Source organism: Arcobacter sp. CECT 8983 (genome assembly GCF_004118855.1).
In the GTDB taxonomy this organism is placed as follows: domain Bacteria; phylum Campylobacterota; class Campylobacteria; order Campylobacterales; family Arcobacteraceae; genus Halarcobacter.
Map to the genome: position 1 here is coordinate 1 of NZ_PDKF01000014.1, position 25,681 is coordinate 25,681.

The 25,681-nt window shown below is 27.3% G+C and carries 24 protein-coding genes and 1 pseudogene; 15 read left to right on the top strand and 10 right to left on the bottom strand.

Going from position 1 to position 25,681, the window contains the following annotated elements; all coding sequences use genetic code 11:
- Both CRV01_RS12170 and CRV01_RS12175 read right to left on the bottom strand, forming a co-directional pair.
- A pseudogene (locus CRV01_RS12170) lies at nucleotides 1-776 on the bottom strand (biotin attachment protein); the annotation flags it as partial.
- Nucleotides 777-781: 5 nt separating this feature from the next.
- On the bottom strand, nucleotides 782-1,033 hold the full coding sequence (locus CRV01_RS12175; protein ID WP_129008447.1) for an OadG family protein: 252 nt from the start codon (nucleotides 1,031-1,033) through the stop codon (nucleotides 782-784).
- 129 nt (nucleotides 1,034-1,162) lie between these two features.
- Here CRV01_RS12175 and CRV01_RS12180 point away from each other — a divergent pair, with 129 nt between their 5' ends.
- Nucleotides 1,163-2,026, top strand: coding sequence for a GyrI-like domain-containing protein (locus tag CRV01_RS12180; protein ID WP_129008508.1), 864 nt, complete (start codon nucleotides 1,163-1,165; stop codon nucleotides 2,024-2,026).
- On the opposite strand, the gene CRV01_RS12185 is transcribed toward CRV01_RS12180, so the two are convergent.
- From CRV01_RS12185 to rpsO, 3 genes are all read right to left on the bottom strand, one after another.
- Nucleotides 2,023-3,075 (bottom strand): DHH family phosphoesterase, encoded by a 1,053-nt coding sequence (locus CRV01_RS12185; RefSeq protein WP_129008509.1) that lies wholly within the window; start codon nucleotides 3,073-3,075, stop codon nucleotides 2,023-2,025. The genes CRV01_RS12180 and CRV01_RS12185 overlap by 4 nt on opposite strands.
- Nucleotides 3,072-3,473: an Rrf2 family transcriptional regulator gene (locus CRV01_RS12190; protein WP_129008510.1), complete on the bottom strand. Its 402-nt coding sequence runs from the start codon at nucleotides 3,471-3,473 to the stop codon at nucleotides 3,072-3,074. The genes CRV01_RS12185 and CRV01_RS12190 overlap by 4 nt, the downstream gene beginning before the upstream one ends.
- A gap of 151 nt (nucleotides 3,474-3,624) precedes the next feature.
- Nucleotides 3,625-3,897, bottom strand: a complete 273-nt coding sequence (gene rpsO / locus CRV01_RS12195) for a 30S ribosomal protein S15 (protein ID WP_129008511.1) — start codon at nucleotides 3,895-3,897, stop codon at nucleotides 3,625-3,627.
- A 166-nt stretch (nucleotides 3,898-4,063) separates the two neighbouring features.
- On the opposite strand from rpsO, the gene CRV01_RS12200 reads away from it, so the two are divergent.
- Complete coding sequence (locus tag CRV01_RS12200; protein WP_129008512.1) at nucleotides 4,064-4,888, top strand: hypothetical protein; 825 nt, start codon at nucleotides 4,064-4,066, stop codon at nucleotides 4,886-4,888.
- Nucleotides 4,889-4,893: 5 nt separating this feature from the next.
- On the opposite strand, the gene moaA is transcribed toward CRV01_RS12200, so the two are convergent.
- The gene (moaA, locus tag CRV01_RS12205) at nucleotides 4,894-5,862 is read right to left on the bottom strand and encodes a GTP 3',8-cyclase MoaA (RefSeq protein ID WP_129008513.1); all 969 of its coding nucleotides are present in this window, start codon (nucleotides 5,860-5,862) and stop codon (nucleotides 4,894-4,896) included.
- A 230-nt stretch (nucleotides 5,863-6,092) separates the two neighbouring features.
- Between moaA and CRV01_RS12210 the strand changes: the two genes are divergently transcribed.
- The 4 genes from CRV01_RS12210 (at nucleotide 6,093) to CRV01_RS12225 (ending at nucleotide 10,210) form a co-directional block, all read left to right on the top strand.
- Nucleotides 6,093-7,109: an amino acid ABC transporter substrate-binding protein gene (locus CRV01_RS12210; RefSeq protein ID WP_129008514.1), complete on the top strand. Its 1,017-nt coding sequence runs from the start codon at nucleotides 6,093-6,095 to the stop codon at nucleotides 7,107-7,109.
- Between the two features lie 78 nt (nucleotides 7,110-7,187).
- Nucleotides 7,188-8,372 (top strand): amino acid ABC transporter permease, encoded by a 1,185-nt coding sequence (locus CRV01_RS12215; protein ID WP_129008515.1) that lies wholly within the window; start codon nucleotides 7,188-7,190, stop codon nucleotides 8,370-8,372.
- A 2-nt stretch (nucleotides 8,373-8,374) separates the two neighbouring features.
- Nucleotides 8,375-9,454: an amino acid ABC transporter permease gene (locus CRV01_RS12220; RefSeq protein ID WP_129008516.1), complete on the top strand. Its 1,080-nt coding sequence runs from the start codon at nucleotides 8,375-8,377 to the stop codon at nucleotides 9,452-9,454.
- A 27-nt stretch (nucleotides 9,455-9,481) separates the two neighbouring features.
- Entirely contained in the window at nucleotides 9,482-10,210 is a 729-nt protein-coding gene (locus CRV01_RS12225; RefSeq protein ID WP_258238414.1) for an amino acid ABC transporter ATP-binding protein, read from the top strand.
- Between the two features lie 11 nt (nucleotides 10,211-10,221).
- Here the strand turns inward: CRV01_RS12225 and CRV01_RS12230 are convergent, their stop codons facing one another.
- On the bottom strand, nucleotides 10,222-10,851 hold the full coding sequence (locus CRV01_RS12230; RefSeq protein ID WP_129008518.1) for a LysE family translocator: 630 nt from the start codon (nucleotides 10,849-10,851) through the stop codon (nucleotides 10,222-10,224).
- Between the two features lie 11 nt (nucleotides 10,852-10,862).
- Nucleotides 10,863-11,825, bottom strand: a complete 963-nt coding sequence (locus CRV01_RS12235; protein ID WP_129008519.1) for a glycosyl transferase — start codon at nucleotides 11,823-11,825, stop codon at nucleotides 10,863-10,865.
- A gap of 90 nt (nucleotides 11,826-11,915) precedes the next feature.
- On the opposite strand from CRV01_RS12235, the gene CRV01_RS12240 reads away from it, so the two are divergent.
- Nucleotides 11,916-12,290 (top strand): hypothetical protein, encoded by a 375-nt coding sequence (locus CRV01_RS12240; protein WP_129008520.1) that lies wholly within the window; start codon nucleotides 11,916-11,918, stop codon nucleotides 12,288-12,290.
- A gap of 104 nt (nucleotides 12,291-12,394) precedes the next feature.
- Nucleotides 12,395-14,386, top strand: coding sequence for an EAL domain-containing protein (locus CRV01_RS12245; RefSeq protein ID WP_129008521.1), 1,992 nt, complete (start codon nucleotides 12,395-12,397; stop codon nucleotides 14,384-14,386).
- A gap of 44 nt (nucleotides 14,387-14,430) precedes the next feature.
- Here the strand turns inward: CRV01_RS12245 and serS are convergent, their stop codons facing one another.
- Nucleotides 14,431-15,669: a serine--tRNA ligase gene (serS, locus tag CRV01_RS12250; protein WP_129008522.1), complete on the bottom strand. Its 1,239-nt coding sequence runs from the start codon at nucleotides 15,667-15,669 to the stop codon at nucleotides 14,431-14,433.
- Nucleotides 15,670-15,799: 130 nt separating this feature from the next.
- Here serS and CRV01_RS12255 point away from each other — a divergent pair, with 130 nt between their 5' ends.
- From CRV01_RS12255 to CRV01_RS12285, 7 genes are all read left to right on the top strand, one after another.
- On the top strand, nucleotides 15,800-16,483 hold the full coding sequence (locus tag CRV01_RS12255) for a response regulator transcription factor (protein ID WP_129008523.1): 684 nt from the start codon (nucleotides 15,800-15,802) through the stop codon (nucleotides 16,481-16,483).
- Nucleotides 16,474-18,186 (top strand): HAMP domain-containing sensor histidine kinase, encoded by a 1,713-nt coding sequence (locus CRV01_RS12260; protein WP_129008524.1) that lies wholly within the window; start codon nucleotides 16,474-16,476, stop codon nucleotides 18,184-18,186. The genes CRV01_RS12255 and CRV01_RS12260 overlap by 10 nt, the downstream gene beginning before the upstream one ends.
- A gap of 93 nt (nucleotides 18,187-18,279) precedes the next feature.
- The gene (locus tag CRV01_RS12265; protein ID WP_129008525.1) at nucleotides 18,280-20,370 is read left to right on the top strand and encodes a TonB-dependent receptor; all 2,091 of its coding nucleotides are present in this window, start codon (nucleotides 18,280-18,282) and stop codon (nucleotides 20,368-20,370) included.
- Between the two features lie 329 nt (nucleotides 20,371-20,699).
- The gene (locus tag CRV01_RS12270; protein WP_129008526.1) at nucleotides 20,700-22,250 is read left to right on the top strand and encodes a PepSY-associated TM helix domain-containing protein; all 1,551 of its coding nucleotides are present in this window, start codon (nucleotides 20,700-20,702) and stop codon (nucleotides 22,248-22,250) included.
- A 134-nt stretch (nucleotides 22,251-22,384) separates the two neighbouring features.
- Complete coding sequence (locus CRV01_RS12275) at nucleotides 22,385-22,705, top strand: hypothetical protein (protein WP_129008527.1); 321 nt, start codon at nucleotides 22,385-22,387, stop codon at nucleotides 22,703-22,705.
- A gap of 3 nt (nucleotides 22,706-22,708) precedes the next feature.
- Nucleotides 22,709-24,274 (top strand): PepSY-associated TM helix domain-containing protein, encoded by a 1,566-nt coding sequence (locus CRV01_RS12280; protein ID WP_129008528.1) that lies wholly within the window; start codon nucleotides 22,709-22,711, stop codon nucleotides 24,272-24,274.
- Nucleotides 24,274-24,771 (top strand): hypothetical protein, encoded by a 498-nt coding sequence (locus CRV01_RS12285; RefSeq protein WP_258238406.1) that lies wholly within the window; start codon nucleotides 24,274-24,276, stop codon nucleotides 24,769-24,771. Before CRV01_RS12280 ends, CRV01_RS12285 begins: the two co-directional genes overlap by 1 nt.
- On the opposite strand, the gene CRV01_RS12290 is transcribed toward CRV01_RS12285, so the two are convergent.
- Complete coding sequence (locus CRV01_RS12290; RefSeq protein WP_129008529.1) at nucleotides 24,763-25,602, bottom strand: GyrI-like domain-containing protein; 840 nt, start codon at nucleotides 25,600-25,602, stop codon at nucleotides 24,763-24,765. The two genes, CRV01_RS12285 and CRV01_RS12290, sit on opposite strands and share 9 nt — an antisense overlap.
- Nucleotides 25,603-25,681: the final 79 nt, after the last annotated feature.

The following is a 25,681-nucleotide window of genomic DNA, read 5'->3' on the forward strand; positions in this document are numbered from 1 at the left end:
TGCATCATAGTTAGAATATCTGGTTGGCTAGTTCCACCACTTACGGGAGAGGCTGCTAAGTCAATACCATCTGCACCTGCATCTAATGCTGCTAAGTAACAAGCAACAGATACACCTGCTGTTTCATGAGTATGTAATCTTATATGTGTATCTTCTCCAACTAAGCTTCTTGCCATTTTAATAGTATCAAATACTTTTTGAGGAGAAGATGTTCCACTTGCATCTTTAAAGCAGATTGAGTCAAAAGGAACTCCTGCATCTAGAATATTTCTTAATGTTTTTTCATAGAAAGGAACATCATGAGCACCTTCACATCCTGGAGGTAAGTCCATTAATGTTACTACTACTTCATGGTTTAATCCATATTTTTTAATACATTCTGCACTATATTCAAGGTTTTGAACATCATTTAGTGCATCAAAGTTTCTAATTGTTGTTACACCATGTTTTGCGAACATTTTTGCGTGCATTTCTACTAGTTCTCTTGAACCTGTATCTAGCATTACAGTATTTATACCTCTTGCTAATGTTTGTAGATTTGCATCTGGTCCTACAATTTCTCTAAATTTATCCATCATATCGAATGCGTTTTCTTGTAGGTAGAAGAATAAAGACTGAAATCTTGCTCCTCCTCCGAATTCGAAGTGATTTATACCTGCTTCTTTCGCAGCTTCAACAGCTGGAAAAAAATCTTCCATTAAAACTCTACCTCCAAAGACAGACTGAAATCCATCTCTAAATGTAGTATCCATAACATCAATATATTTTTTTGACATTTAATTTAACCTTTTAGATTTTTATGATGTTGAACAGCTGCTACTACAGCCGCTATCTTTGCAGTTTCGTTTATATTTTTCGCCCCTGTAGTTACTGTGGGCTTTGTAGGTACTGGTGTACTTTTCTCTGGAAAATACTTCCCTATGATTTTTGCTTGCAGTTTTAAAGCATAGACCATTACGATCAAGAACAAGAATACTATCCCCATTCCTAAGACCATAAACTTTACTGCCTCCGCAATTAAGTTTGTTTCCATGTTTTTCCTCTAGTTCAAATTAAGATAATCTATTGTAATGAAATAAAAAAACTTTTTCTTCTTCTTTTGTGCTAATTTTATTGTTCAAACGTGCTAATTTTTTAGTTCATTCGTGCTACAATGGTTACCATGAAAAAAGAAACTTTAGAAAAAAGAACAAGAATTGCAAATGATATTTTATACTACATTTACACTCATATCGACACTCACATAGATATAGAAGAGTTGAGTTATGACTTGCATATTAGTAAATTTCATATGCATAGAATCTTTAAAGAAGCTTTTGGAAAAAACATCTATGAAAGTGTAAAATCAATTAGATTACAAAAAGCAGCAAACCTATTACTTACAAATAGATATTCTACTATTTCTGATATAGCTAACTCTTGTGGATATAGTTCTCAATCATCTTTTATTAAAGCTTTTAAAAATAGATTTGATTTTTCTCCAAAAGAGTGGAGAAATAATGGATACAAAGAGTATTCAAATAAAATTTTAGAAGAATCAGAGTTTGCTTTAAAATCCACAGCTGATTTTTCAAACTTAGAACCTAAAATAGTTAAAATGCCTTATTTAGAAAGTTATTATATAAGAAATAAAGGTTACAACATAAATATAAAACAAACTTGGCAAAAACTTCAAACATGGATTTTAAGTTCAGATATAAAAGAGTATAAACAAATTGCCCTACTACATGATAATCCTACAATTACACACTTAAATGAGTGTCAATACATTGCTTGCATTAAAACAGATGCATATAATGACAAATTGCCAAAATTTAAAATAGCAAAAGGTGTTTATGCAAAATTTGATTTAGTAGGTAGCCATGGGGATATGTTAAAGTTTATTCACTGGGTTTATCACGAATGGTTAATAAAAAGTGGTTATGAAACAACAACAAAACCATCATACGCTGTATATAAAAAGAATAACTTTCTAAGCGATGATGACAAGTTTGAGATAAGTTTTTATGTTTCTGTTAAGTTTTAAGATGATAGTGAATCAAGTTTAGTTTGTATAAACTTTTTCACATCGTTATAATTAATTGTTTCTTTAAAGTCATCAAATTTACAACCACTTGCATTAACATGACCTCCACCATTTGCTAACTTCTGAGCCATTAATGAAACATCAACTTTTCCATCAGCTCTAAATGAAGCATTACCTTTTTTACTAATATCAATAAAAAAGTCAAAATCAGGGTTTGCTTTTAAAAATGCATTTGCAGGAATAGAAATAGAGCCTAAAGTATAAGTTAATAAGCCTTTGTGCCCTTTATAAGTAACTGTTAATTTATCTTTTAAACCTTCTAAAGAATTAACTAAATATTTTGCAGCAAGATTATCTATAGTATCATTGTATCCATCTTGTTTTAAAAACTCTTTTTTTAAAGAATGAATACTATCATCTAAAAGAATATTTCCATTCTCTTTATCTAAAAACTTTGATGCTTCTTTTAATAAATAAAGTCTAAGTTCTCTATTTAAATTTGCAAATAAAACATTATTTATTTCTCTTACTTTACTAATCATACTAAGTAAAACTTTTCCAAACTCAAAGTTTTTTACTTCATGATCTAGCCAAATATCAATTGCATTTACACTATCAATTAATGGGCTTAACCATTTTCTAGTTTCTTCATCAAAAGCACTATAACTTTCAAGCATATAATCATAAGTTATTTTTGCGGCACATCTTTTGATATCTAAATAATACCAATCATATTTAGCAGCACTTTTTTCACCCGTTGCATGGTGGTCTAACAATTGTAATTTAATGTTATATCCATCAGCAGTTAAAGCTTCTATACTTTTGTTTAAGTCCTTAGCTTCTTGAAGTGTTAAATTTAAATCTGTAATTAAAAAAAGAATCTCTTCATTTTTGAAAGCTTCAATATCTTCTAAAATTTTTTTAAGTGAAAGCTTTACTTCTAAACCATAATTAGCATTGTAAAAAAAACCCTCTTTGAAGAACTCTTTTGTAATTAATTGACAGCTAAATCCATCTAAATCTGTATGAGACAAATGAAAAAGCTTCATGTAGCAATGTCCTTTAATGTTAGACTTCCTAAAAAGTCATTGATTTTGCCTTGTAGATTATTTAGTAATGGCCAAACGCTACATGCATTTGCGATATCTTGAGGACATGATGTAATAGAAGGAGAACACTCAAATACAGATGGCATTTTTTCTTCTGCTACTGTTGTAATCTCTAAAATAGTAATTTCATCATAAGGTTTTTTTAAAACAAAACCTCCGTTAACTCCCCTTTGAGAAAGTACGATATCATTTTTTGCAAGATTTTGCATTATTTTTGCTAAAAAAGATTTTGGAATATTTAGCTCTTTTGATAAAACATCAACATTCTTTGGGCTATCACTTTTTGCAATAGAAATCAAAGAAAGTAAAGCATATTCACTCTTTTTTGTTAGTAACATTTTTTCCCTAATTTTATTTTTCTAAATATTCTACAAGAAGATTTATTAATATTTATTATTAATAAAAATTAATTTTTATTCTTATGTTTAATTCAAAAAAAAAGGCTGCAAGAAAACTTGCAACCTTCTTTATACTATTAAAAGCTGTAAATTACTTAGCTCTAATTCCTAAGTCTGCAACTAATGAAGTGAATCTTGCGTAATCAGTTTTTCTTAAATATGCTAAAAGTCTTTTTCTTTTACCAACCATTTTTAAAAGACCTAATCTTGATGAGTGATCTTTTTTGTTTGTTTTTAAGTGCTCAGTTAATACTCTAATTTGCTCTGTTAAAAGTGCAATTTGTACTTCTGGTGAACCTGTATCGTTGTCTTCTCTTCTGAATTTTGCAATAATTTCTGCTTTTACGTCCTGATCTAAAGCCATGATGACCTCCTAATAGGTATATTATCTCACTTATTTAAAGTGGAAACGGATTTTATCTTAATATATATTAATCTTTCTTTAAGGAAAAAACTAATTTAAAAGAATTCTTAGTTAAATTTAAACATAGTAAACTATAATAAGCAAACTTAAACAAAAGGTAATTTAAATGCAATCCCTTAAACTTACACTAGATAAGGCTTATTATTACAAACTTTTTATGCTTGTTGCTTTTTTTCTGTTTGCTTCAGTAATGTATCAAGGACATATTCAACAAGGTGGAATTTACTCAATTTTATTTTTTGTAGCACTTGCATTATGTGCATTTCAAGTTGCTACTACAATTTATGTAACTTTTGTAAAAAGAGTGATTCAAATCAATATAAGCAATAACGAAATCTCATGGAACTTTTCAGATAATGATAAAAACTATAAAAACAATAAAATTGATTTAGAAGATATAAAAGATATTAAAACTGAGATTAATTATTTAATAGGAAACTTTTATTCATCTTTTCAAGTTACTTTTTTACTAAAAGATGATTCAGAAGTGGTTTTAACAGATGGTATTATTTATGATTTTGGTTTAAAAAAAGCAGAAGAAGTATGTAGATTTTTACTTGACAATAATCTTGGAGAAGAACAAGATATCAAATTTGCTAATCTTATTAAAGAGTTAAACATTGATACAGATAAAACAAATCAAAAGTTTACTAAAAAACAAGGTGATTCATATTATGTGGGCATTCTTTCAGACAATAAAAAAGAGTTCTTATCTCTTAGAATTCAAATTGAAACACTTTATGATGATTATAAAAAAGTAGAAAAAAATGCCAATAATGAATATCTTGTATCAAGTGACACAATCAAAAATTCACATATTCATTTAAAATCAAATGCAATAGGCTTATTTGTTGAATTCAAAAATGTTAAAAGAAAAGAAGAACTTAAAACCTTAAAAGAGATGGGGAAAAGAAAGAAGATAGGATTTTAAACCTATCATCCTCCTGTTTCATAAAATGCTCTAGTTGAAGTTTCTGTTGAATCTTCTGATGACCACTTATTTTTTTCTGGCTTATTTGCCAATACATCTTTTAATATAGCAGCAGCTTTTTTTATATCTTTAGCCTGAATTGCCTCTTTTATACTTTGAGCATCTTCAAAATATAAACAAGGAATCAATACTCCACTTGCCGTTAATCTAATTCTATTACAGGTTGCACAGAAATCATCTTTATGTGGTTCAATAATACCAAATACATAACCATCATCTAATTTGTACCCTTGTGAAGGAGAAGATCCCGTTCTTTCCTCTTTTGTAAAGTTATATGATTTTTTGATTATTTCTTGAATCTCATCACTATTTAATCCTTTTGCGGTATCTTTAGCATGAGAATTTTCCATATATTCTATAAATCTTACAGGATAACCTTTTTCTTTACAGAACTCTAAAATATCAACTAACTCAGAATCATTTATACCTTTCATAGGTACACAATTGATTTTGATTTTTAAACCAACCTTATCTGCTGTTTCAATACCTTTTAAAACTTTCTTTAAAACATTTTTTTGAGCCACTTTTGCAGCTACATCTTCTTGTAAAGAATCTAAAGAAACATTTATTCTTTTTAATCCTGCATCTTTAAGTTTTTGTGCAGCTTGATCTAATAAAAATCCATTTGTTGTAAGTGCTAAATCAATATCATCTTTATATGTAGATATCATTTCAATAAAGTTTTCTAAACCTTCTCTTAATAAAGGTTCCCCTCCTGTTATTCTTACTTTTTTAATACCTTCATCAATTCCAACTTTAATAAATTCAAATAAATCTTCATAACTTAATAATTCTTCTTTAGGTACCCAAGAAAATGGTTTTTCTGGCATACAATATTGGCATCTGAAGTTACATCTTTCTGTAACTGAAACCCTTAAATAGTCTACCTTTCTGCCAAATCCATCTACTAGCATGAATACTCCATTCTAAATTTTTCTAAGCTTATTATAAAAAGCCTTAAATTTGACAAATATTACACTAGTAATTTATAGAACATATACAAACTATATTAATGATAAAATTGCACATTAATTATACAAAAATTCTAAAAAAAAGGTTTTTTTTACAATATAATTGTATTTGCTACACAATTGCTATTTTTAGTAATTATAATTGTTATTCAAATAAAAAAAAGGAAGAAAAGATGAAATTATTTAAAACTGCTACATTAAGTCTTGCTGCTTTAGCAATGACAGCATCAGTATCTATGGCAGATACATTAGATGATACAAAGAAAAAAGGTTACCTTAGTTGTGGGCTAAATACTGGTCTTGCAGGTTTCGCTGCTCCTGATACAAGTGGAGTATGGAAAGGGATTGATGTTGATTTTTGTAGAGCTGTTGCATCAGCAGTTTTAGGTGATGCATCTAAAGTTAAATATGCTCATTTAAATGCAAAAGAGAGATTTACTGCATTACAAAGTGGAGAGATTGACTTACTTGCTAGAAATACAACTTGGACTGCAACAAGAGATACTTCATTAGGATTAAATTTTGTTGGGGTTAACTATTATGATGGTCAAGGTTTCCTTGTATCAAAAAATCTAGGGGTTAAATCTGCTAAAGAACTTGATGGAGCTGCTTTTTGTATTCAAGCAGGAACAACTACTGAGCTTAACTTAACTGATTATTTTAAAGCAAATAATATGTCATATACTCCTATTACATATGATACTCCATCTCAAGTAATTGAAGGATTTAAAGCAGGTAGATGTGATGTTGTTACATCTGATGCTTCTCAATTATATGCTTTAAGAACAAAACTAAAAGATCCAGATTCTGCATTTGTTTTACCTGAAATTATTTCAAAAGAGCCTTTAGGTCCAGTTGTTAGACAAGGTGATGACAAATGGTTCAATATTGCAAAATGGACTCATATTGCAATGTTAAATGCTGAAGAACTAGGTATTACTTCAGAAAATGTTGATGAAATGTTAAAGTCAAATAATCCAAATATTCAAAGACTATTAGGTACATCAAGTAATATTGGTGAACAAATGGGATTAGATGCAAAATGGGCTTATAATGTTATTAAGCAAGTTGGTAATTATGGGGAAGTTTTTGAAAGAAACGTTGGAAAAGGTTCTCCTTTAAAAATTGATAGAGGTTTAAATAAACTTTGGAAAGATGGTGGATTACAATACGGTGCACCAATTAGATAAAAAGTAGAATAACTACTTATTTATTTAATAAAAAAGAAAAGGGAATATTCTCTTTTCTTTTAATAACAAGGTAAAAAAATGAAGAAAATAAAAAAAGAACCTCAAAAAGATGTAGCTTTTTATAATAATCCTGAAAAAAGAGCTATTATCTATCAAATACTTGCACTTATAGGTATATTTTTATTTACATATTTTATTTTAAACAATATGTTTATAAATATTGAAAAACGTGGAATTAATACAGGATTTGACTTTTTAAGTAGTGAAGCAGGATTTGGAATCTTGCAATCTCTTATTAAATATGATGAATCTAATACCCATGGAAAAGTTTTTATTGTTGGTTTATTAAACACTATTTTAGTTTCAGCCATTGGTATATTCTTTGCTTCATTAATAGGTCTTTTAATCGGTATTGGAAGACTTTCTAAAAACTATATGGTTTCAAAACTTTGTATGGTATATATTGAAACTTTTAGGAATATTCCTATTCTTTTACAAATACTATTTTGGTATAATGTTGTATTAGCTTCACTTCCTAGCCCAAGACAATCAATTAATTATTTTGACACTGTTTTCTTAAACAATAGAGGTCTTTATATTCCAAGACCAATATTAGAAAGTGGTTTCATTGCTGTAATTATTGCTTTCATTTTAGCAGTTATTGCATGTAGATATCTAGTAAAATGGGCAAGAAAAAAACATGATGAAACAGGAGAAGAATTTCCTGTATTTTGGACTTCTTTAGCTATTTTAATTGCTGCTCCTACTTTAGTATTTTTTGTAAGTGGTACTCCTGCAACTTTAGAGTATTCAGAACTTAAAGGTTTTAACTTCATAGGAGGTTGGACTTTAATTCCAGAGTTACTAGCACTTGCTTTTGCCCTTAGTATTTATACTGCTACTTATATTGCTGAAGCAGTACGTGCTGGTATAGAAGCAGTTCCAAAAGGACAAAAAGAAGCAGCTCATGCTTTAGGACTTAAAGATCATATAATCTTAAAAAAAGTAGTTTTACCACAAGCACTTAGAGTTATTATTCCACCTGTAATTAATCAATATCTTAATCTAACAAAGAACTCCTCACTAGCAACTGCTATTGGTTATCCAGAATTAGTAACAGTCTTTGCAGGAACATCACTAAATCAAGTTGGACAAGCCATAGAAATTATTCTTATGACCATGGCTGTTTATTTAACAATTAGTATAGTTATCTCATTTATTATGAATTATATTAATGACAAAATAAAGATTAAGGAGAGATAGAGATGGCTACATATGAAACAAAACAAGCTAGACCTGCTCCTTCAGGTACAAGAGGAATAGTTCATTGGCTAAGAGAAAACCTATTTTCTAGTATTACAAGTTCAATCTTAACAATACTATCTTTTGTTCTTTTATATCTTATTATTCCTCCTCTTCTTGATTGGATGATTTTTGATGCAACTTGGAGTGGAACTAAAGAAGAGATAACTAAAGATGGTGCAAGATGGATTTTCATTTATGAAAAGTTTAATCAGTTTATTTATGGTTTCTACCCAGAAGATCAATACTATAGACCAAACTTAGTACTTGCAATCTTTATTTTATATACCATTGGGTTTAGAAATATAAATAATACTTTAGTACGTGCATTTATACTTATCTCATTTCCTATTATTTCAGTAGTTTTACTTCATGGTGGGTTCGGGCTTGAAATTATTCCTACAACTAAATGGGGAGGATTATTACTTACAATTGTTATTGCTGCTGTTGGTATTATTGTTTCTTTTCCTATAGGTATAATTTTTGCACTTGGTAGACAATCAGATATGCCAATTATAAAAACAATAAGTGTAATGTATATTGAGTTTATTAGGGGAGTTCCTTTAATTACTCTATTATTTATGTCTTCAGTGATTTTGCCTTTATTTTTCCCTGAGAATATGGATTTTGATAAACTTCTTAGAGCTTTAATTGGTATAACACTTTTTCAATCTGCTTATATTGCAGAAGTAATTAGAGGTGGTCTTCAAGCAATTCCAAAAGGTCAATATGAAGCTGCTGACTCTATAGGCTTAAGTTATTGGCAAACTATGGGATTAATTATTCTACCCCAAGCACTGAAAATCTCAATTCCAAATATTGTTGGTACATTTATCTCTTTATTTAAAGATACAACCTTAGTACTAATTATTGGATTATTTGATGTATTAGCAATGGTTACACTAACATCAACAGATCCAAACTGGTTAGGATTTGAAACAGAAGGATACGTATTTGTAACCTTTATTTACTGGGTTATTTGTTTTAGTATGTCTAAATATGCTAAATCAATAGAAGAAAAATTTAACACAGATCATAAATAGGAAAATATAATGAGTGAATTAGAATATATGATAGAAATGAATAATGTAAATAAGTGGTATGGTGATTTCCACGTTTTAAAAGATGTTAATTTAAAAGTAAAAAAAGGTGAAAGAATCGTAATTTGTGGTCCTTCTGGTTCTGGTAAATCTACAACTATTAGATGTATGAATAGACTTGAACAATTTCAAGAAGGTCAAATAGTTATAAATGGTTTAGAATTAACTGAAGATGTAAAAAGAATTAGAGAGATTAGAACTCATGTGGGAATGGTTTTCCAACACTTTAATCTATTCCCTCATTTATCAATCCTAGAAAATCTAATTCTTGCTCCAACTTGGGTATCTAAAAAACCTAGAAATGAAGCTATTAAAACTGCAATGCACTATCTTGAAAGAGTAAAAATTGCAGAGCAAGCTCACAAATACCCTAATCAATTATCAGGGGGTCAACAACAGCGTGTTGCAATTGCAAGATGTCTTTGTAATAACCCAGAGATAATGCTTTTTGATGAGCCTACTTCAGCACTAGATCCTGAAATGATTGGAGAAGTTCTTGATGTAATGGTTGAACTTGCAGAAGAAGGAATTACAATGGTTTGTGTTACTCATGAGATGGGGTTTGCAAAAAAAGTTGCAGATAGAGTTATCTTTATGGATGCAGGACAAATTGTAGAAGAAAATACTCCATCAGAATTCTTTGAAAATCCACAATCAGATAGATTAAAACTATTCTTAGAACAAATTTTAGATCATTAATAAATATTTGGTTAGCTTGAAGCTAACCAAATACCTATTCCTATCATCATAGTTCCTGCTACTTTATTGATTAGTTTTACATTATTACTATTTTGTAAAAGCTTTCTAAGTGTTGTTCCACCACTTGCATAAATAACTAAACACATAAATTCTAATAATAAAATTATCAATAATAAAACTGAAAGTTGTGGAGCCAAATCTAGATTCTTATCAATAAAAGGAGGAAGTAAGGCAATAAAAAATGCCCATCCTTTAGGGTTTGCTATTGCTGTTAAAAAACCTTGTAATGCTAAGTTCTTTCTTGAAATATTAAAAGAACACTCTTCTAAACTTACTGCCATTTTTCCCTTAGACATCCACATTTGAATACCTAAATATGCTAGATAAGCTCCACCACCATACTTTAAGACTAAAAAAATAGTTGGATACTTTAACATTATAGTTGCAACTCCTATAACAGAAGTACTTGCAACTAAACCTACTCCAATAAGTTCTCCATACATCATAAAAAATGTCTTTTTCAATCCTATACTCATTCCCATACTTAAAGCAAGAGTCATACACATACCAGGGGTTATTGACACTACAAAAAATGTTGGAATAAATACTGCTAAAAGAGTTAAGTTTAATAAATCAAACACAATAACTCCATTTACGAAAATAAATTTTTAAAGAAGCTTAAAAATCCTTTTTTCTCTTCTGTTAACATGTTATATGCTTCATTGATTGAGTCTACTCTATTAGCTGCAAAAAGTAAAATTGCAACATTTAGTTTTGCTAACTTAATTGTTTCTTTATCAGGATTTTCAATAAAGGCTAAAGCTTGTTCTAAAGAGATATTTTCAAACTTTCTAGCGTAGTTAATATCTAACTGTTTTAAATCCATACTCTTCTCTTCTATCTTTCCATTTTCATTTACCCAATATTTAAAGTTTGAGAAAACCTCTGTTGTTCCTTCATTTCCTTTTAAAATCAGAAGATTCTCATAATTACTTGCAAAAAGTTTAGTGTATTTTTCAACATAAGGTTTATGAAAAGCTGACGTTATTGCATACTTTGAATTTGCAGGATTTAATAGTTTTTCTGTTGTGTTAAATATTGTTCTCATATAAAGTTTTTTTCTAAGTTCTGTTAAATCAGATAACTCTTTAAAATAATCTTTTCTATCAAAGAAGTGAATATTATCTTCTAACTCAATATTAGTAGCAATATCTTTTACAGTAATCCCTTCTTTTGCAGGTTGACAAAAATCTCCACTAATTACAATATCCAGTGGTTTTATATGATTATTTTTTTCAAAAAACTCTTTTAATATTTTCCCATATAAAGGGAAAAGGTATGGTTGTTTAGTTTTTCCATCATATGAAAAACCAAGCTCAATTGATTCTGGGATATTCTCTCTTTTTATATATTTATCAAAAGCTTGTAAACAACCTGCTAACTCTTCTTGGCTTTCTAGTTTAACTCTTAATAGCATCAAAAATGCAGCTGCTTGTTCACTTTCACATTTTTGTTCAAGTATCCCTTGAATAGCTTCAATTATCTCTTCTTTTGTTAAATCTTTATTTGATTTTGGTCCTGTTCCAACTGCTTTAATATATTTAAAAAAATTCATAAATGTCCTAATAAAATATTTTTCGTATTTTAACACAAAAAATTTATTAAATCACAAAAAATATGCAATTATATTGTAGAATACAACATTATGAAAGTTTTACTATTACTAATATTAATTATTAACTCAAATTTTGCAAACTCTAAAATCTATAATGCTTACGCATTAGCAATATATGATGAAAATGGTGTAAAAGAAATTATAAAAGACAAAAGAAAAACTAATAAAGACTATAAAAATATTTGTATTACAGAAGTTCTTGTAAACTCAAAATACAAAACTGATACTCCTCATGTAACAATAGGAACTTCTATAGGACATTTAATATCTTCTAAATCAATTTACAATAAAAATAATATTAAGATTGGTGAAATTCTTAAGTTCAAGCACTATAATGTCATAAAAGGTTATTTAAAAATAACAATAAATAATAAAATCTATGACCAAAAGACATTTATTAAATAGTTTTATAAAATAAACCTAAAATAAACCTAAAATATAACGATTAATTTTGATTTTTATTCTTTATTTTTGTAGAATATTTCTACATAAATTAAAAAAGAGTAACAATGGTTAATAAATTCCAGTTAGAAGATTTGCTAAATAAAGCTAAAGAAATAAAAGTTTTATATGTTGAAGATGATGATGAAGTCAGATTAAATATTGCAAAACTTTTAGAGACAATTTTTCCAACTGTAATATTAACTGAGAATGGACAAACTGCTTTAGATATTTTTAAAAATGATTCAACTATTGATTTAATAATTACAGATATAAATATGCCTGTAATGAATGGTATTAGTTTTATAAAAGAAGCAAGAAAAATCAACTTTAATATTCCATCAATTATAATTACTGCACAAAATGATAGAGAACTTATAAATGAAGCAATTATTGCAGGAATTGATGGTTTTATTTTAAAACCCCTTGAGCTAGATCAACTTTATAATGCACTTTTAAATGTAATTAATAAATGTAATCTTATTAAAGAAAATGAAAATAATCTTGCAATTTTAAATCAATATAAAGATATTACAAATAAAAGTTCAATTATTTCAAAAACTGACCCCTATGGTATGATAACCTATGTAAATGATAACTTCTGTGAAATTTCAGGTTATACAGAAGTTGAACTTGTTGGAAGACCTCATAATATTGTAAGACATCCAGATAATCCAAAAGAACTTTTTGCAAACTTATGGCGAACCATAAAAATAGAAAAAAAGCCTTGGACAGGAATCATTAAAAATCTTACAAAAGAAGGTAAAAGCTATTTTGTAAAATCTACTATAAAACCAATTTTTGATAACAGAGGTGAAATAGTTGAATATATGGCTTTAAGGGATGATATTACTCAAATAATGAGTGAAAAGAAGCAGTTAATTGCTTCTTTAGAGTCTTGCAACAAATCATTTTTAGCTCTTATTCAAATAGAAAACTTTGATATTTTAGATAAATTTTATGATACAAGAAGTGTAGAAAAAATAGAAACAACTCTAGCAAATGCAATTGTTGCATTACTTCCAAAAGATGGACAAGTTTTTGAAAAAATTTATAAACTTGGAGATGGATTATTTGCTCTTAGTTGTGATTATACAAGATTGGATAAAGCTCAAAAGAAAATAGAAAATATTTTAAGTGAACTAATTATAAATACAAAACAAGAAACAATTGATCTTGATAATATTGAGTATGACATCTCAATTGTAGTAAGCTATTGTATTGGTGAAAAAAACCTATTTGAAAATGCAAAATATGGTATAGAAAGAGCAGTTGAGAGCAATATGAATTTAATTTTTGCTAATAATCTAGTAGATGAAGCTCAAAAAAATGCTCAAAAAAATATTGAAACAATTCATATGGTAAAAAAAGCCCTTGATAACTTCAAAATTATCTCATATTTTCAACCAATTATTGATAATAAAACAAAACAAACGATTAAATATGAATCTCTTGTAAGACTTATAAATGAAGAAGGTGAAACTGTATCACCGTTTTTCTTCCTTGATGTATCTAAAAAAGGTGCTTACTATACAAAAATCACAAATAGAGTAATTGAGAGTTCTTTTAATGTTTTAGATCACATAGAACATAATGTAAGTATTAATCTTTCTGTTTTGGATATTGAAAATAATGCAATTAGAAATAAACTAATAGAATTAGTTTCAAAAGATAAATATAAAGGTAGAGTAACCTTTGAATTACTTGAAGATGAGAATATTAAAGATTTTAATACTGTTAAAAACTTTATTTCTGATGTTAAAAAAGTAGGAGATGTAAAAATTGCCATTGATGACTTTGGAAGCGGATACTCTAACTTTGAAAGACTTTTAGAATATACTCCAGATATTTTAAAAATTGATGGAAGTTTAATAAAAAACATTGAAACTGATAACTTTAGTAGAAATCTTGTAGAAACTATTGTAACTTTTGCTAAAAAACAAAATATTAAAACAATTGCAGAATACGTAGAAAATGAAGAGATATATAATATTCTAAACGAAATTGGAGTTGATTATTCTCAAGGTTACTATTTTGGTAAACCAGAAAGATTAATTTAACTTTTAATAAAGAATAAACGATAAAAATTTATCGTTTATTTCTTCTACATATATTTCTTTAAAACCTCAGGAATTGCTACTGTTCCATCTTCTTGTTGATAGTTTTCCATAATAGCTAAAAGAGTTCTTCCAACAGCTAAACTTGAACCATTTAATGTATGAGCTAAAATATTTTTCTTCCCATCTTTATATCTGATTTTTGCACGTCTTGCTTGGAATTCTCTTGTATTTGAAATAGAAGAGATTTCTCTATATTTGTTTTGACCAGGTAACCATACTTCTAAATCAATAGTTGTAGCTGCACTAAAACCTAAATCACCTGTACACAGTTGTACTTTTTGATGAGCAAGTCCTAAAGAAGTTAATAAATCACTTGCACAAGAAACCATCTTTTCAAATACTTCATCTGACTCTTCTTGTTTTGTAATTGCAACCATCTCAACTTTGTCAAATTGGTGTTGTCTGATTAATCCTCTTGTATCTCTTCCTGCACTTCCAGCTTCTTTTCTAAAACAAGGAGTATAAGAAGTTAACATTAAAGGTAACTCTTCTGCTGGCAAGATTTCATCGTTGTAAAGGTTTGTTAAACTTACTTCTGCTGTAGGAATTAAATATAAATCTTCACCTTCGATTTTAAATAAATCATCTTCAAATTTTGGAAGTTGACCTGTTCCTTGAAGTGTATTAGAGTTTGCCATAAAAGGAACATACCACTCTTCAAAACCTCTTTGTCTATTAAAATCAAGCATATAATTAATAAGTGCTCGCTCAAGTCTTGCACCCTGCCCTTTTATTGCAGAAAATCTTGATTTAGCTAACTTTACACCTCTTTCAAAATCTAACCAACCATTATCTAAATCCCAATGTTCTTTTGGTTCAAAAGAAAAGTTTGGTTTTTCACCAATAGTTTCTAATACAACATTTTCTTCTTCATCTGCTCCATCTGGAACATTTGCATCTGGAAGATTTGGAACACCAAGGGCAATAGAAGTTAACTTCTCTTCTAAAACTCTTACTTCATCTTCTAGTGATTGTTTTTTAGATTTTAATTCATTAATTGAAGCTTGTAAAGGTGCAATATCAAGACCTTCTTTTTTGTATCTACCAAACTCTTTAGATAATTTATTTTGCTCAGCAGTAACATTTTCCATTTCTTGTCTTTTTGCTTTAGCATCTTGTGCTAACTCTTTTAAATTATCTAAAATCTCTTGCTCTACACCTTTTCTAGTAAGTGCAGTTGCCATAGTTTCAAAATCTTTTTGTAGTTCTCTTACATCAATCATTTTAATCTTTCACATTTAATTTTTGGCTATTTTATCTAATTTTTACTATATGAAGGCTTTAGAAGAAAAATAGAATATTAAATCAATAACGATTATCAAGATTAAGATATTTTTTGTTAAACTTCTATTTATGAGTAATAATCCTTTAAAAAATTTAAAACTGTTATATGTAGAAGATGAGGCAAATGTAAGAAAATATGCTTTATCATATTTTAATAGAATTTTTGAAACAACGCTTGTTGCAAAGAGTGCCTTAGAAGCTTTAAATATTTTCAAAAGTGAAAAACCCCATATTATTGTTACAGATATAAAAATGGAAGAGATGTCAGGACTTGAACTTTTGAAAAAAATAAGACAAGAAGACAAAAAATGTCAAATAGTTGTTTTATCAGCATTTTTAGATACTAAATATTTACTTGAAGCAATTGAACTAAATCTTGTAAAATATTTAACAAAGCCTATCAAACATGAGGATATCTACCCTGTTTTACTTAAATGTGCTAATAATTTAAGAGAATTAGATTCAGACTCTATTTCTTTTTCACATGAGTGCTATTTTAAAATAAAAGAAAAGGTATTGATAAATAAAAATGAAGAAATAAAGTTATCAAATAATGAACGCACATTATTAGAACTACTTTGTATAAATAAAGATAGAATAGTTAGTTATGAAGAGATAGAAAATATTATTTGGTATGACTCGATTATGAGTGAAAATGCATTAAGAACATTAGTTAAAAAACTAAGAAAAAAACTTCCTAAAGATAGCTTAATAAATATTTCAAAACTAGGATATAAAATTAGATGTCTTTAGGTAGATTTTGTTTTATATTACTACTATTTTTTTCAAATTTAAAAGCCTCTTATCTACGTGATTTAAATATTGAAATATTACTAAAAAATCAAAAAGAAGCATATCAAAATATTTCATCAAAGATTCTAAAAAAAGAAAAATTTAAAAACTATTCAATCAAGCTAATTTTAGATAATGAAGAGTTTTTACATAAACAATATTACATAAAATTTAGATGTAATAAAGAAGAATTAATTAATAGTAATATTAAATACAATATTGAAAAAGACGGAATTATTTTCAAGATAAATAAAAATTCACCTAATGAAATCTATTTTGAATTTAAATCAAAAAAAGAAAAAACACTTGATATTAATATTGTTGTTATTTCACAATTTGAATATGAAGTACTCTCAAAACACGTAGAAACAATTATGGGTATTTCCTATGGTATTATCTTTTGTGCATTTTTATATAGTTTTATTATCTATTTAAACACTAAAATTAAATCTGTTTTATTTTATTCATATTTACAGATTTCTATTCTTTCAATTTTGATTTTTAGAAACTATATGAATACTCATCTTGCATATAGCTATATAGAAAATGTCTTAGATTTTGCATTAAAAGATATCACTATTATTGCTATAATTTTATTTTCAAAAGAAGTTCTCTCATTTAACAAATACAAAAAATATATAAGGGCTATATTTGATATTCTAATATTTTTAAATTTAATGGATATTCTTCTTATTTTTATTTTTGAAGATACTGTCTTATATGAAATAATATCTATTCCATTGTTAATTGCAGTCTTGATTTCATTTAGTATTATTTCTTATTTTCAAGGTTTTAAAGAATCTATATATTTTATTTTAGGTTGGGTTTTAATTCTACTTTGCCTTCTTATTGAGCAATATCAGTTAGTTGATATAAATGATAATCTAATTTTAGCTATTGGGCTACCTTTAGAATCTTTAATTTTAAGTAGTTATTTAGGCTATAAATTGAAGCTTATGATAAAAGAAAAAAGAGAAAAAGAAAAACTTTTTATACAACAAAACAAGTTAGCTTCTATGGGAGAAATGCTAAATAATATTGCCCATCAATGGAGACAACCTCTTGCAAATCTATCCTTTATAAACATGGATTTACAACTAGCTATACAAAATAATGATTTAAATAAGAAATATCTATATCAAATAATAGAAGACTCTACAAAACAGATTGATTTTATGTCTAATACATTAGATGATTTTAAAGGTTTTTATCAACCCAATAAAAAAAGACAAAAATTTCTACTTAGCAATACAGTTAAAAAAGCAATAAATATTATAAATCCAAGTTTAGAATCTATAAAACTATCTTTTGAAATAAAAAAAGATAAAGAACTAAATTCATATGAAAATGAATATATTCAAGTTATTTTAAATATCTTAACTAACGCAAAAGATGCTCTTTTAGAATCAAAAAAAAGTCATCCCCAAATAAAAATTGAGCTTAGCCAAACAGAAGATAAAAAGAGTAGCTTAAAAATTAGTGATAATGCTTATGGAATTGAAAAAAAGATTATAAATAAAATATTTGAACCTTATTTTTCTACAAAAAATAAAAATAGTGGTATTGGACTTTATATGTCAAAAATAATAGTTCAATCCCATTTAAAAGGTGAAATAAGCCTGGAAAGTTCTAAAGAAGGTACTTCGTTTTATATAGTTATATAATTTTTTTAGATGGACATATTTTGGACACTCTTTTTTATTAAAATTTCGCCCACACAAATTAAGAATGATTCTTGTTTTTATTAAGGAAATAAAATGAAATTAAGCAAATTCACATCTGTTTGTTTAGCAACTATTAGTTTAACAACAGTTCTAAATGCAACAGAAAAACTAAATGAAATAACGATTATGGGAGATAAACTTGATAGAAGTTTACAGGAAAGTACCTCAAGTATTCAGGTATTTGACAGCAAGCTTTTAGAAAACAATACAAACTATGAAGACCTTTCAGGTGTAATCAATCAAAGTGCAAATGTACAATCTACAGGCTGGGGATATAAAATTAGAGGAATTGATTCATATGATACAAACACAGGTATTGGAACAACAAACTTTACATTAGATGGAGCACCACTTAGTTTTTTTTCCATTTCTGCTGATACTTTAACAACTTGGGATATGGAACAAGTTGAAATATTAAGAGGACCTCAATCAACTTCACAAGGAAGAAACTCGCTTGCAGGAGCAGTAGTTTTAAAAACAAAAGATCCAGAATTTAATCATAAAGGAAAGGGAAGAATATCATATGGCTCATACAATTCACAATCCCTTTCATTAATGCAAACAGGACCAATTACAGAAAACTTAGCTTTTAGATTAACTGCTCAAAGAAAAGGAAGTGATGGATATCTTGAAAATAAGAATTTAAATGAAGATGATTTTTCAGAAAATAGAAGTTTAAACTTAAGAGGAAAACTTCTTTATTTAATTGGTGATGATAGTCAAGTACTATTTACAACTTCACATACAAATAAAAATGATAATGGTAATACTTTAGTTACAGGTGATCCAGAAAAAAGAATCAATATTTGGAATACTGATGGATATTATCAAACAAAAGTTAATACTCATTCCTTAGAATACAAAACATATTTAAATGAAAAATGGGATTTCAAAGCTATTACAACTTTTACTGATACTGACCACGATAGAAAAACAGATAGAGATGAAGACCGTGGTTTATCAACTATTGATATGGAAAATGAAAATAAAGATTTTACTCAAGAATTTAGAGTAGATTATAAAGGTGATAAACTAAAAGCAAGTATTGGACTATATTATGCAAATGGGAAAAATGACAGAACTTATAATATTACAGATGCAGATGCTAGTAGTCTTTTTGCAGGATTAAAAATAAAATATGATCAATCTACATATGAAGAGTTTCATAACTATGCACTGTTTTTAAATTCAGACTATCAATTAACTGATAAGTTAACAATTATAACAGGATTAAGAGCAGATAGAGATAAAAGAGAAAATACTTCAGATTTAGCTATTAAAAGAAGCGTAGATTTAGGTGCTGGTATAAATGGTGTTGTAGATAATGCAATTAATAACCTTGTTGGTCCAGGTAATGATAAAGCTGAGAGTAAACTTGATAATATCCTTCCAAAAATAGGATTTAACTATAAATTAACTGAAAATATTAATACTGGATTTACATATTCTAAAGGGTATAGACCTGGGGGAGTTTCTGTTAACCCAGTGCAAGGTAGTTCAAAACAGTATGATGCAGAGTTTACAAATAATTATGAATTATCATTTAAAAGTAAATGGTTAGATGATGCTTTAATTGCTAATGCAAATATCTTCTATACTAAATGGGAAGATAGACAATTAAGTGTTTCTGGAAACTCTGGACTTGCAGAAGATGAATATATTGAAAATGCAGGAGAATCAGAACTAAAAGGTTTAGAACTTGAAGCTACTTACTATATAAATCCTAAATTTAGATTAAATACAAGTCTAGGATATATTGACACTGAATACAAAAAATATGAAAACAATGGAACAAATTATGCAGGCAATGAGTTTGCACAAACACCAAACTTTACAGCTAATACGGGAGTATATTGGGAAAATGATCAAAATGTTTATTTAGCAACAAACTTAAGATATTCAGGGAGTTCATATGCTAATAGTGAAAATACATTAAAAGTTAGCCCTTATACAGTTGTTGATACAAAAATTGGTTATAAACAAAAAGATTGGGAAATCTCTTTATTTGCAAATAATCTATTTGATAAAACATACTATACAGATAAGCAAAAATCAGGTTCTAACTATAGATATAGAGTAGGAGCTCCAAGAGTAGTTGGTATTAACTTTGAATATAAATGGTGATTTTTTACCATTTATAAAAAGATTTAAAAGGAATTATCATTAATTTAAATATTTTAAAAAAAGACAATAATAATGAACTTGGATTCTTAAGAATAAGTCTATCTCTTTTTGGAGGATTGGCAGTTGCATATCTTTGTATTATGTATATTACAACTTTTTTGACTTTTAGTACTTTCGAAAATATTGTAATAGCAATTATTCTTCTTCCAGTTTTCTGGTCAATTTTTGCACTTTGGATTGTAATGTCTAAAACTAAATTAAATGCAATCTTAAAAACATTGATTCCATTTATATTATTTTATTCACTACTTTATATAATAGGTTAGATAATGAAAAAGAAACTATTTAATATTCATAAACTAATTGGGATAAATATACTTTTATTTTTCTTCATCTCACTTTTTTTTGGTATTTTAACAATTTTTCAACCTTATATTAATTTATGGGAAGATGCAAAAAAACATATACCAAATATTGCCTTTAAAGATATAGATTTAAACCAATGTGTTAAACAAATACCCCAAAGAACCTATTTTGGAGAAAATGGCAAAAAAGTTAGAAGTGATTTAATAAAATTAACTCTGCCTGCATTGGAAGTAAAAGCAACAAACCTAATGATTGTTAAAAATAGACCAAACTTTCATTTAGACCCAAATACATGTAAAAGAGTTAGACAAAAATCATTCACTATTTCAAAGTTTTTTGACAAAATTCATACTGGTGCAATCTTTAATTCAATTATATTTAAAATCATATTTGGCTTTATGTCTGTAGCAGTTGTATTTTTATGCTTAAGTGGAATTTTATTGATTATAAAAAATAAATATAAAAATGCAAAAACAAAAACAGTAAGAGGCTTCTTTGCAAAATACCATAGACTTTTGTCTTTATATACCTTACCTTTTATTCTTATATTTGGTATTACAGGAGCCTTATTTAATTTAGGTGTTTATAGTTCACCTTTACTAACAAGTTATTTTACCAATGGTAAAACTGCAAATATTTTAAAAGTAAAAAAAAATATTCTAGTTGATCCTGATTTAAAACCTATAAAAAAAACCCAATATACAAAAACTATGGATTTAAATAAACTTTATAAAAAAGCTTTAAATGAATTTGACAATATAAGGTTTTATGAAATTCAACTATACAATCTAAATGACATAAATACAAGGGTAAAATTCATTGGATATGAACCTAAAAATATATTTGTAAGCTCTATGACAAATGAATCATATGTAGTATTAAATGGTGCTACTGGAAAAGTAATAGATAAAAAATTTGCAAAAGATGGAACTTTTGCAGAGAAGACTTTAGATTCAATTTTTTACCTTCATTACCTAAGAACTTTTAGTGATATTCCAAGAATAATTTTTGGTTTAATTTGTATTGTTATTCTTTTTGGACTTGTTTATTCAGCCTTTTTATGGCTATTTAGACAAAAGAAAGACAGCTTTACTTATAAAGTATTAAAACCTATTTCTTTTACAATTATTTTAGGTTCTATTATTAGTAGTTCTGCCCTATTTTTAACTGCATGGACAATACCTAAAAAGTATATGCATTTTTATTTAATTGATTCACTTTTTAGTACTCAAGAAGTAATTTTTTATGCAACATTTATACTGGTATTTATATTTATTTTAATAAAGAAGAACATATATATTGTATCAAAGTACTCCTCTTTAGTTGCAGGAATATTCTTAATACTTTCTGTTTTAGCTCATCAATTATTTAGTGGCTTTAACTTTATTACACTTTTTGCTAAAGACCTATATATAATTGGATTCGTTGATATCACTTTATTAATATTAGGATTAATTTATATTTTTATTTACTTTAAACTTCCAATAAAATATTTTGATTTTGAAGCAAAATAATCTTTTAGTTGAGTCTGCTTTTAGTAGTACTCAACTAAATGCTATAAAATTTTACTTATCATGGTAAAAAATATATTAAGTCTTTTTTTACTTTAATTGATTATAATTCTCAAAATTAAATAAAGGTAGTATTTTTGAAACAGAATTTTAAATCTATTTATAAGAATTTATCAATTCCAGAAAAAAGTGGCAAAAATATTGGTTTACTTAGAACTTTATGTTCTATTTTTGGTGGTTTACTTGTGTCGTATTTATCTATGACTTTACTAACTTTTTTGACACCTATTCCCTTAGGAGAATCTTTAGTAATTCCAATATATTTTTATACTTTATTATGGGCTGTGCTTTCTTTTTGGATAGCACTATCTCACACAAAACTAATTGCACTTAAAAGGGTATTTATTCCTAGTTTCATTTGTATAATTGCAATTTTATTTTTTATTTTAGGAAGCTAGTTTATGAAAAATGTAAATAAGTTATTTAAACAAAGATTACAAAGAATACATGTAAGTGTAGGAATTAGCGCCTCTTTATTTATGTATATGTGCGTATTTTTTGGTATTTTTGCAATTTTCTTACCATATATTCAAACATGGGAAAAACCTTCAAGACACTTTGAAGCTGCAAATATCAAAGAGATAAACTATTCAAAGATGATTGACCCCGTTATTAGTGATCCAAATTTTCCTACAAATAATATCATTATAGAACTGCCAGGATATTTTAATGACCCAGCTTTAAAAGTTAATCATATGTTTGTAGAACCAGTTGTTTTCAATCCAAAAACAATGCAAAGAGTTGATGATGAAGGCGATAATTCTCAACTTGCAAGATTTTTAAACCATATGCACTATGGAAGACCTTTTATGACTGCTGGATATGTTGTATTTGGTTTAGTTGCAGTATCAGTTATGCTTTTAATTATTGGTGGTTTAATTCAAGTTTATCATTTAAAGTATAATAATAATCCTAAAAATCATCAAGGAAAGTTTTCTAAATATCATAGAAAAGTTTTTATCTGGTTATTTGCTCCTTTTGTAATAGTTACACTTACAGGAGCTTATATGAATATTGGATATACAGGCTCAACTTTAATGACATATATCTCTTCAAAGGGTGAAATCTCAAATACTTGGCAAGCAGTTGGTCCTATATTAAGACCCCAAAGAGCTTTAGTAAAAAGAAATGATGAGCAAGTTTCTATGCTTCCTATTAGTGAGCTTATTCAAAAAGCAGAAGATGTAAATCCAAGTATTAACTTTGACAAAATAAAACTAATCAACTGGAAAGATAGTTCTGCCCAAGTTGAACTTACGGGATATAATCCAAACTTTCCATTTCTAAATGGAGTTTATAATAATCCAGTTGTTGTTTTAAGTGGTGTTGATGGAAGTTTAATTGAGTATAAAAAAGTACTTGATGGAAACTGGACAAGTCTATTTGCAGATACCTTATACTTCTTACACTTACTTTTTGGAGTTGATATTGTTGTAAGAACTATTATTGCAACAATAATGGCTATTTGTGGTATAGCAATTGGTTTTGGGGTATTGCTTTTCTTAGAGAAAAAAGCTAAAAAATTTGATAATAAAATCCCTTTTTATCATTGGTTTGGAAAACTATCTTTAGCCGTTATGATTGGAGTTATTCCTGCAACTGGATTTATTTTTTTACTTCAATGGATTTTACCATTTGATTTACAAGATAGGATGTTTTGGCAAAAAGGATTATTCTTTATTGCTTGGCTTAGTACTTTAACTTGGGCTTTTTATAGAATTTGTTCCTTTAAAGCAGCAAAAGAGTTTTTAGTTTTAGGTGCGATTTTATTTATGATAACTCCACTTGTTCATTTTTATGTATCAGGGTTTTCTCCTATTAGCCTATTTACAAACAATATGTTTATCATTTTAAATGTTGATATCGCTCTATTCATTTTTGGTTTTTTACTTTTACTTTTAGGATTTAAAATACCAAATAATAGAGAAGAGTTTAAACTTCTATTTTCTAAAAAAAAGGATAAATAATGAAAATAAAATCAATACTTGTTTTTTTACTATTAAGCATAAGTTTAAATGCACACACCTTACTTATGGATGTAATAGATAATGAAGACAATACAATTACAGTAGTTGGAGCCTTTAGTACAGGAGAAAAAACAGTAGGTGCTTTAGTAAAATTAGAGTCACTAGTTTCAGGAGAAGTTTTATTCCAAAAAAGACTTCCCGAGGAGAGTGAACTTACAATTGAAATACCAAAAGAACAGTACCAAGTTGTACTTGATGGAGGTCCAGGGCATACAGTTGTAAAAGAAGGTTTTGCACCCCTTGAAGGTTTTGCAAAAAAAGCATCAATGGAAACTTCAAGTAAAAAACTTTCTCAAAACCAACAAGGAACAATAGTAAATACTTCTGTTATTGTACTATTTTCTATAGCTTTTATCCTTCTTGCTCTAACTTTATATTTTAGTGCTAGAAATACAAAAATGTTAACTGCACAAATAAAAAGTAAAAACCTACATTGAAATAGCTAGATAAAAATCTAAGTCAATAATTCCTTCATTTGTTAAATAAGAATCATTTTTATATATAATAAATGAAGGTTCAGTATTTGCTTCATAACCACTATTTATCAACCAATCAAAATAAACCCAAAAAATAAAATCTACAAACTCTGTTTTACTGCCACTAAAACTAAACCTAGCGCAGATTTGTTCTGGCATAGTAAGATAAGGAAAACTATCTTCTACTAATTCTTCATCAAAAATAATTGCAGATACAAAACGACTATTTTCAAAATCTTTTAATGCTAAATTATCATGAAAAAAATTGATTTTATTGAAGTTTTTATATCCTTTTATTAAAATCCAAGTATTTAACTTCTCCCAAGAGTTATCAAACTCTTTTTTAGTTCCTTTATGTCTTATATAGTAAGCTTTTTTTGATTGAAATTTTAATATTTTAGGTTTAATATCTAACTTTTTTAGACTTTTTCTTAAAAAAATCTCTTTATATTCTCCATTTCTCCAACGTTTAGGAGTTGTTTTAAACATCTCTTTAAATACTCGAATAAATGCTGCTTGAGAAGAATAGCCACAATTTCTTGCAATATTTGAAATAGTTGAACTTTTGTTTGTTAAAAGTAAACTTGCTGCTTTTTGAAGTCTAACTTCTTTTATTGTTTCATAAATATTTTGTTCAAACTCTTCTTTAAATACTCTATGCATGTGAAATTTGCTAATACTTAAATTCATACTTAATTCATCAAGATTTATATCTGTACTAATATATCTATAAATATAGTGCATAACATCATTTGCAATTTGACTATGTCTTTTTAGAGTATCTTTTTTCATAGAGTTATTATAACTTAATAAAATTATTTTAAGCAAGAATAGTAAATTTTTTAAACAAGAATAGTAAAGAAAAAACTAT

Bases quoted from the DNA above. Each gene is read 5' to 3' on its own strand.
- CRV01_RS12200 (WP_129008512.1), top strand. From the start codon at position 4,064: ATGCAATCCCTTAAACTTACACTAGATAAGGCTTATTATTACAAACTT.
- CRV01_RS12190 (WP_129008510.1), bottom strand. From the start codon at position 3,473: ATGTTACTAACAAAAAAGAGTGAATATGCTTTACTTTCTTTGATTTCT.
- CRV01_RS12260 (WP_129008524.1), top strand. From the start codon at position 16,474: ATGTCTTTAGGTAGATTTTGTTTTATATTACTACTATTTTTTTCAAAT.
- rpsO (WP_129008511.1), bottom strand. From the start codon at position 3,897: ATGGCTTTAGATCAGGACGTAAAAGCAGAAATTATTGCAAAATTCAGA.
- CRV01_RS12210 (WP_129008514.1), top strand. From the start codon at position 6,093: ATGAAATTATTTAAAACTGCTACATTAAGTCTTGCTGCTTTAGCAATG.
- CRV01_RS12235 (WP_129008519.1), bottom strand. From the start codon at position 11,825: ATGAATTTTTTTAAATATATTAAAGCAGTTGGAACAGGACCAAAATCA.
- CRV01_RS12215 (WP_129008515.1), top strand. From the start codon at position 7,188: ATGAAGAAAATAAAAAAAGAACCTCAAAAAGATGTAGCTTTTTATAAT.
- CRV01_RS12280 (WP_129008528.1), top strand. From the start codon at position 22,709: ATGAAAAATGTAAATAAGTTATTTAAACAAAGATTACAAAGAATACAT.
- CRV01_RS12180 (WP_129008508.1), top strand. From the start codon at position 1,163: ATGAAAAAAGAAACTTTAGAAAAAAGAACAAGAATTGCAAATGATATT.
- CRV01_RS12290 (WP_129008529.1), bottom strand. From the start codon at position 25,602: ATGAAAAAAGATACTCTAAAAAGACATAGTCAAATTGCAAATGATGTT.
- serS (WP_129008522.1), bottom strand. From the start codon at position 15,669: ATGATTGATGTAAGAGAACTACAAAAAGATTTTGAAACTATGGCAACT.
- CRV01_RS12255 (WP_129008523.1), top strand. From the start codon at position 15,800: ATGAGTAATAATCCTTTAAAAAATTTAAAACTGTTATATGTAGAAGAT.
- CRV01_RS12185 (WP_129008509.1), bottom strand. From the start codon at position 3,075: ATGAAGCTTTTTCATTTGTCTCATACAGATTTAGATGGATTTAGCTGT.
- CRV01_RS12175 (WP_129008447.1), bottom strand. From the start codon at position 1,033: ATGGAAACAAACTTAATTGCGGAGGCAGTAAAGTTTATGGTCTTAGGA.
- CRV01_RS12220 (WP_129008516.1), top strand. From the start codon at position 8,375: ATGGCTACATATGAAACAAAACAAGCTAGACCTGCTCCTTCAGGTACA.
- CRV01_RS12270 (WP_129008526.1), top strand. From the start codon at position 20,700: ATGAAAAAGAAACTATTTAATATTCATAAACTAATTGGGATAAATATA.
- CRV01_RS12285 (WP_258238406.1), top strand. From the start codon at position 24,274: ATGAAAATAAAATCAATACTTGTTTTTTTACTATTAAGCATAAGTTTA.
- CRV01_RS12245 (WP_129008521.1), top strand. From the start codon at position 12,395: ATGGTTAATAAATTCCAGTTAGAAGATTTGCTAAATAAAGCTAAAGAA.
- CRV01_RS12265 (WP_129008525.1), top strand. From the start codon at position 18,280: ATGAAATTAAGCAAATTCACATCTGTTTGTTTAGCAACTATTAGTTTA.
- moaA (WP_129008513.1), bottom strand. From the start codon at position 5,862: ATGCTAGTAGATGGATTTGGCAGAAAGGTAGACTATTTAAGGGTTTCA.
- CRV01_RS12240 (WP_129008520.1), top strand. From the start codon at position 11,916: ATGAAAGTTTTACTATTACTAATATTAATTATTAACTCAAATTTTGCA.
- CRV01_RS12225 (WP_258238414.1), top strand. From the start codon at position 9,482: ATGATAGAAATGAATAATGTAAATAAGTGGTATGGTGATTTCCACGTT.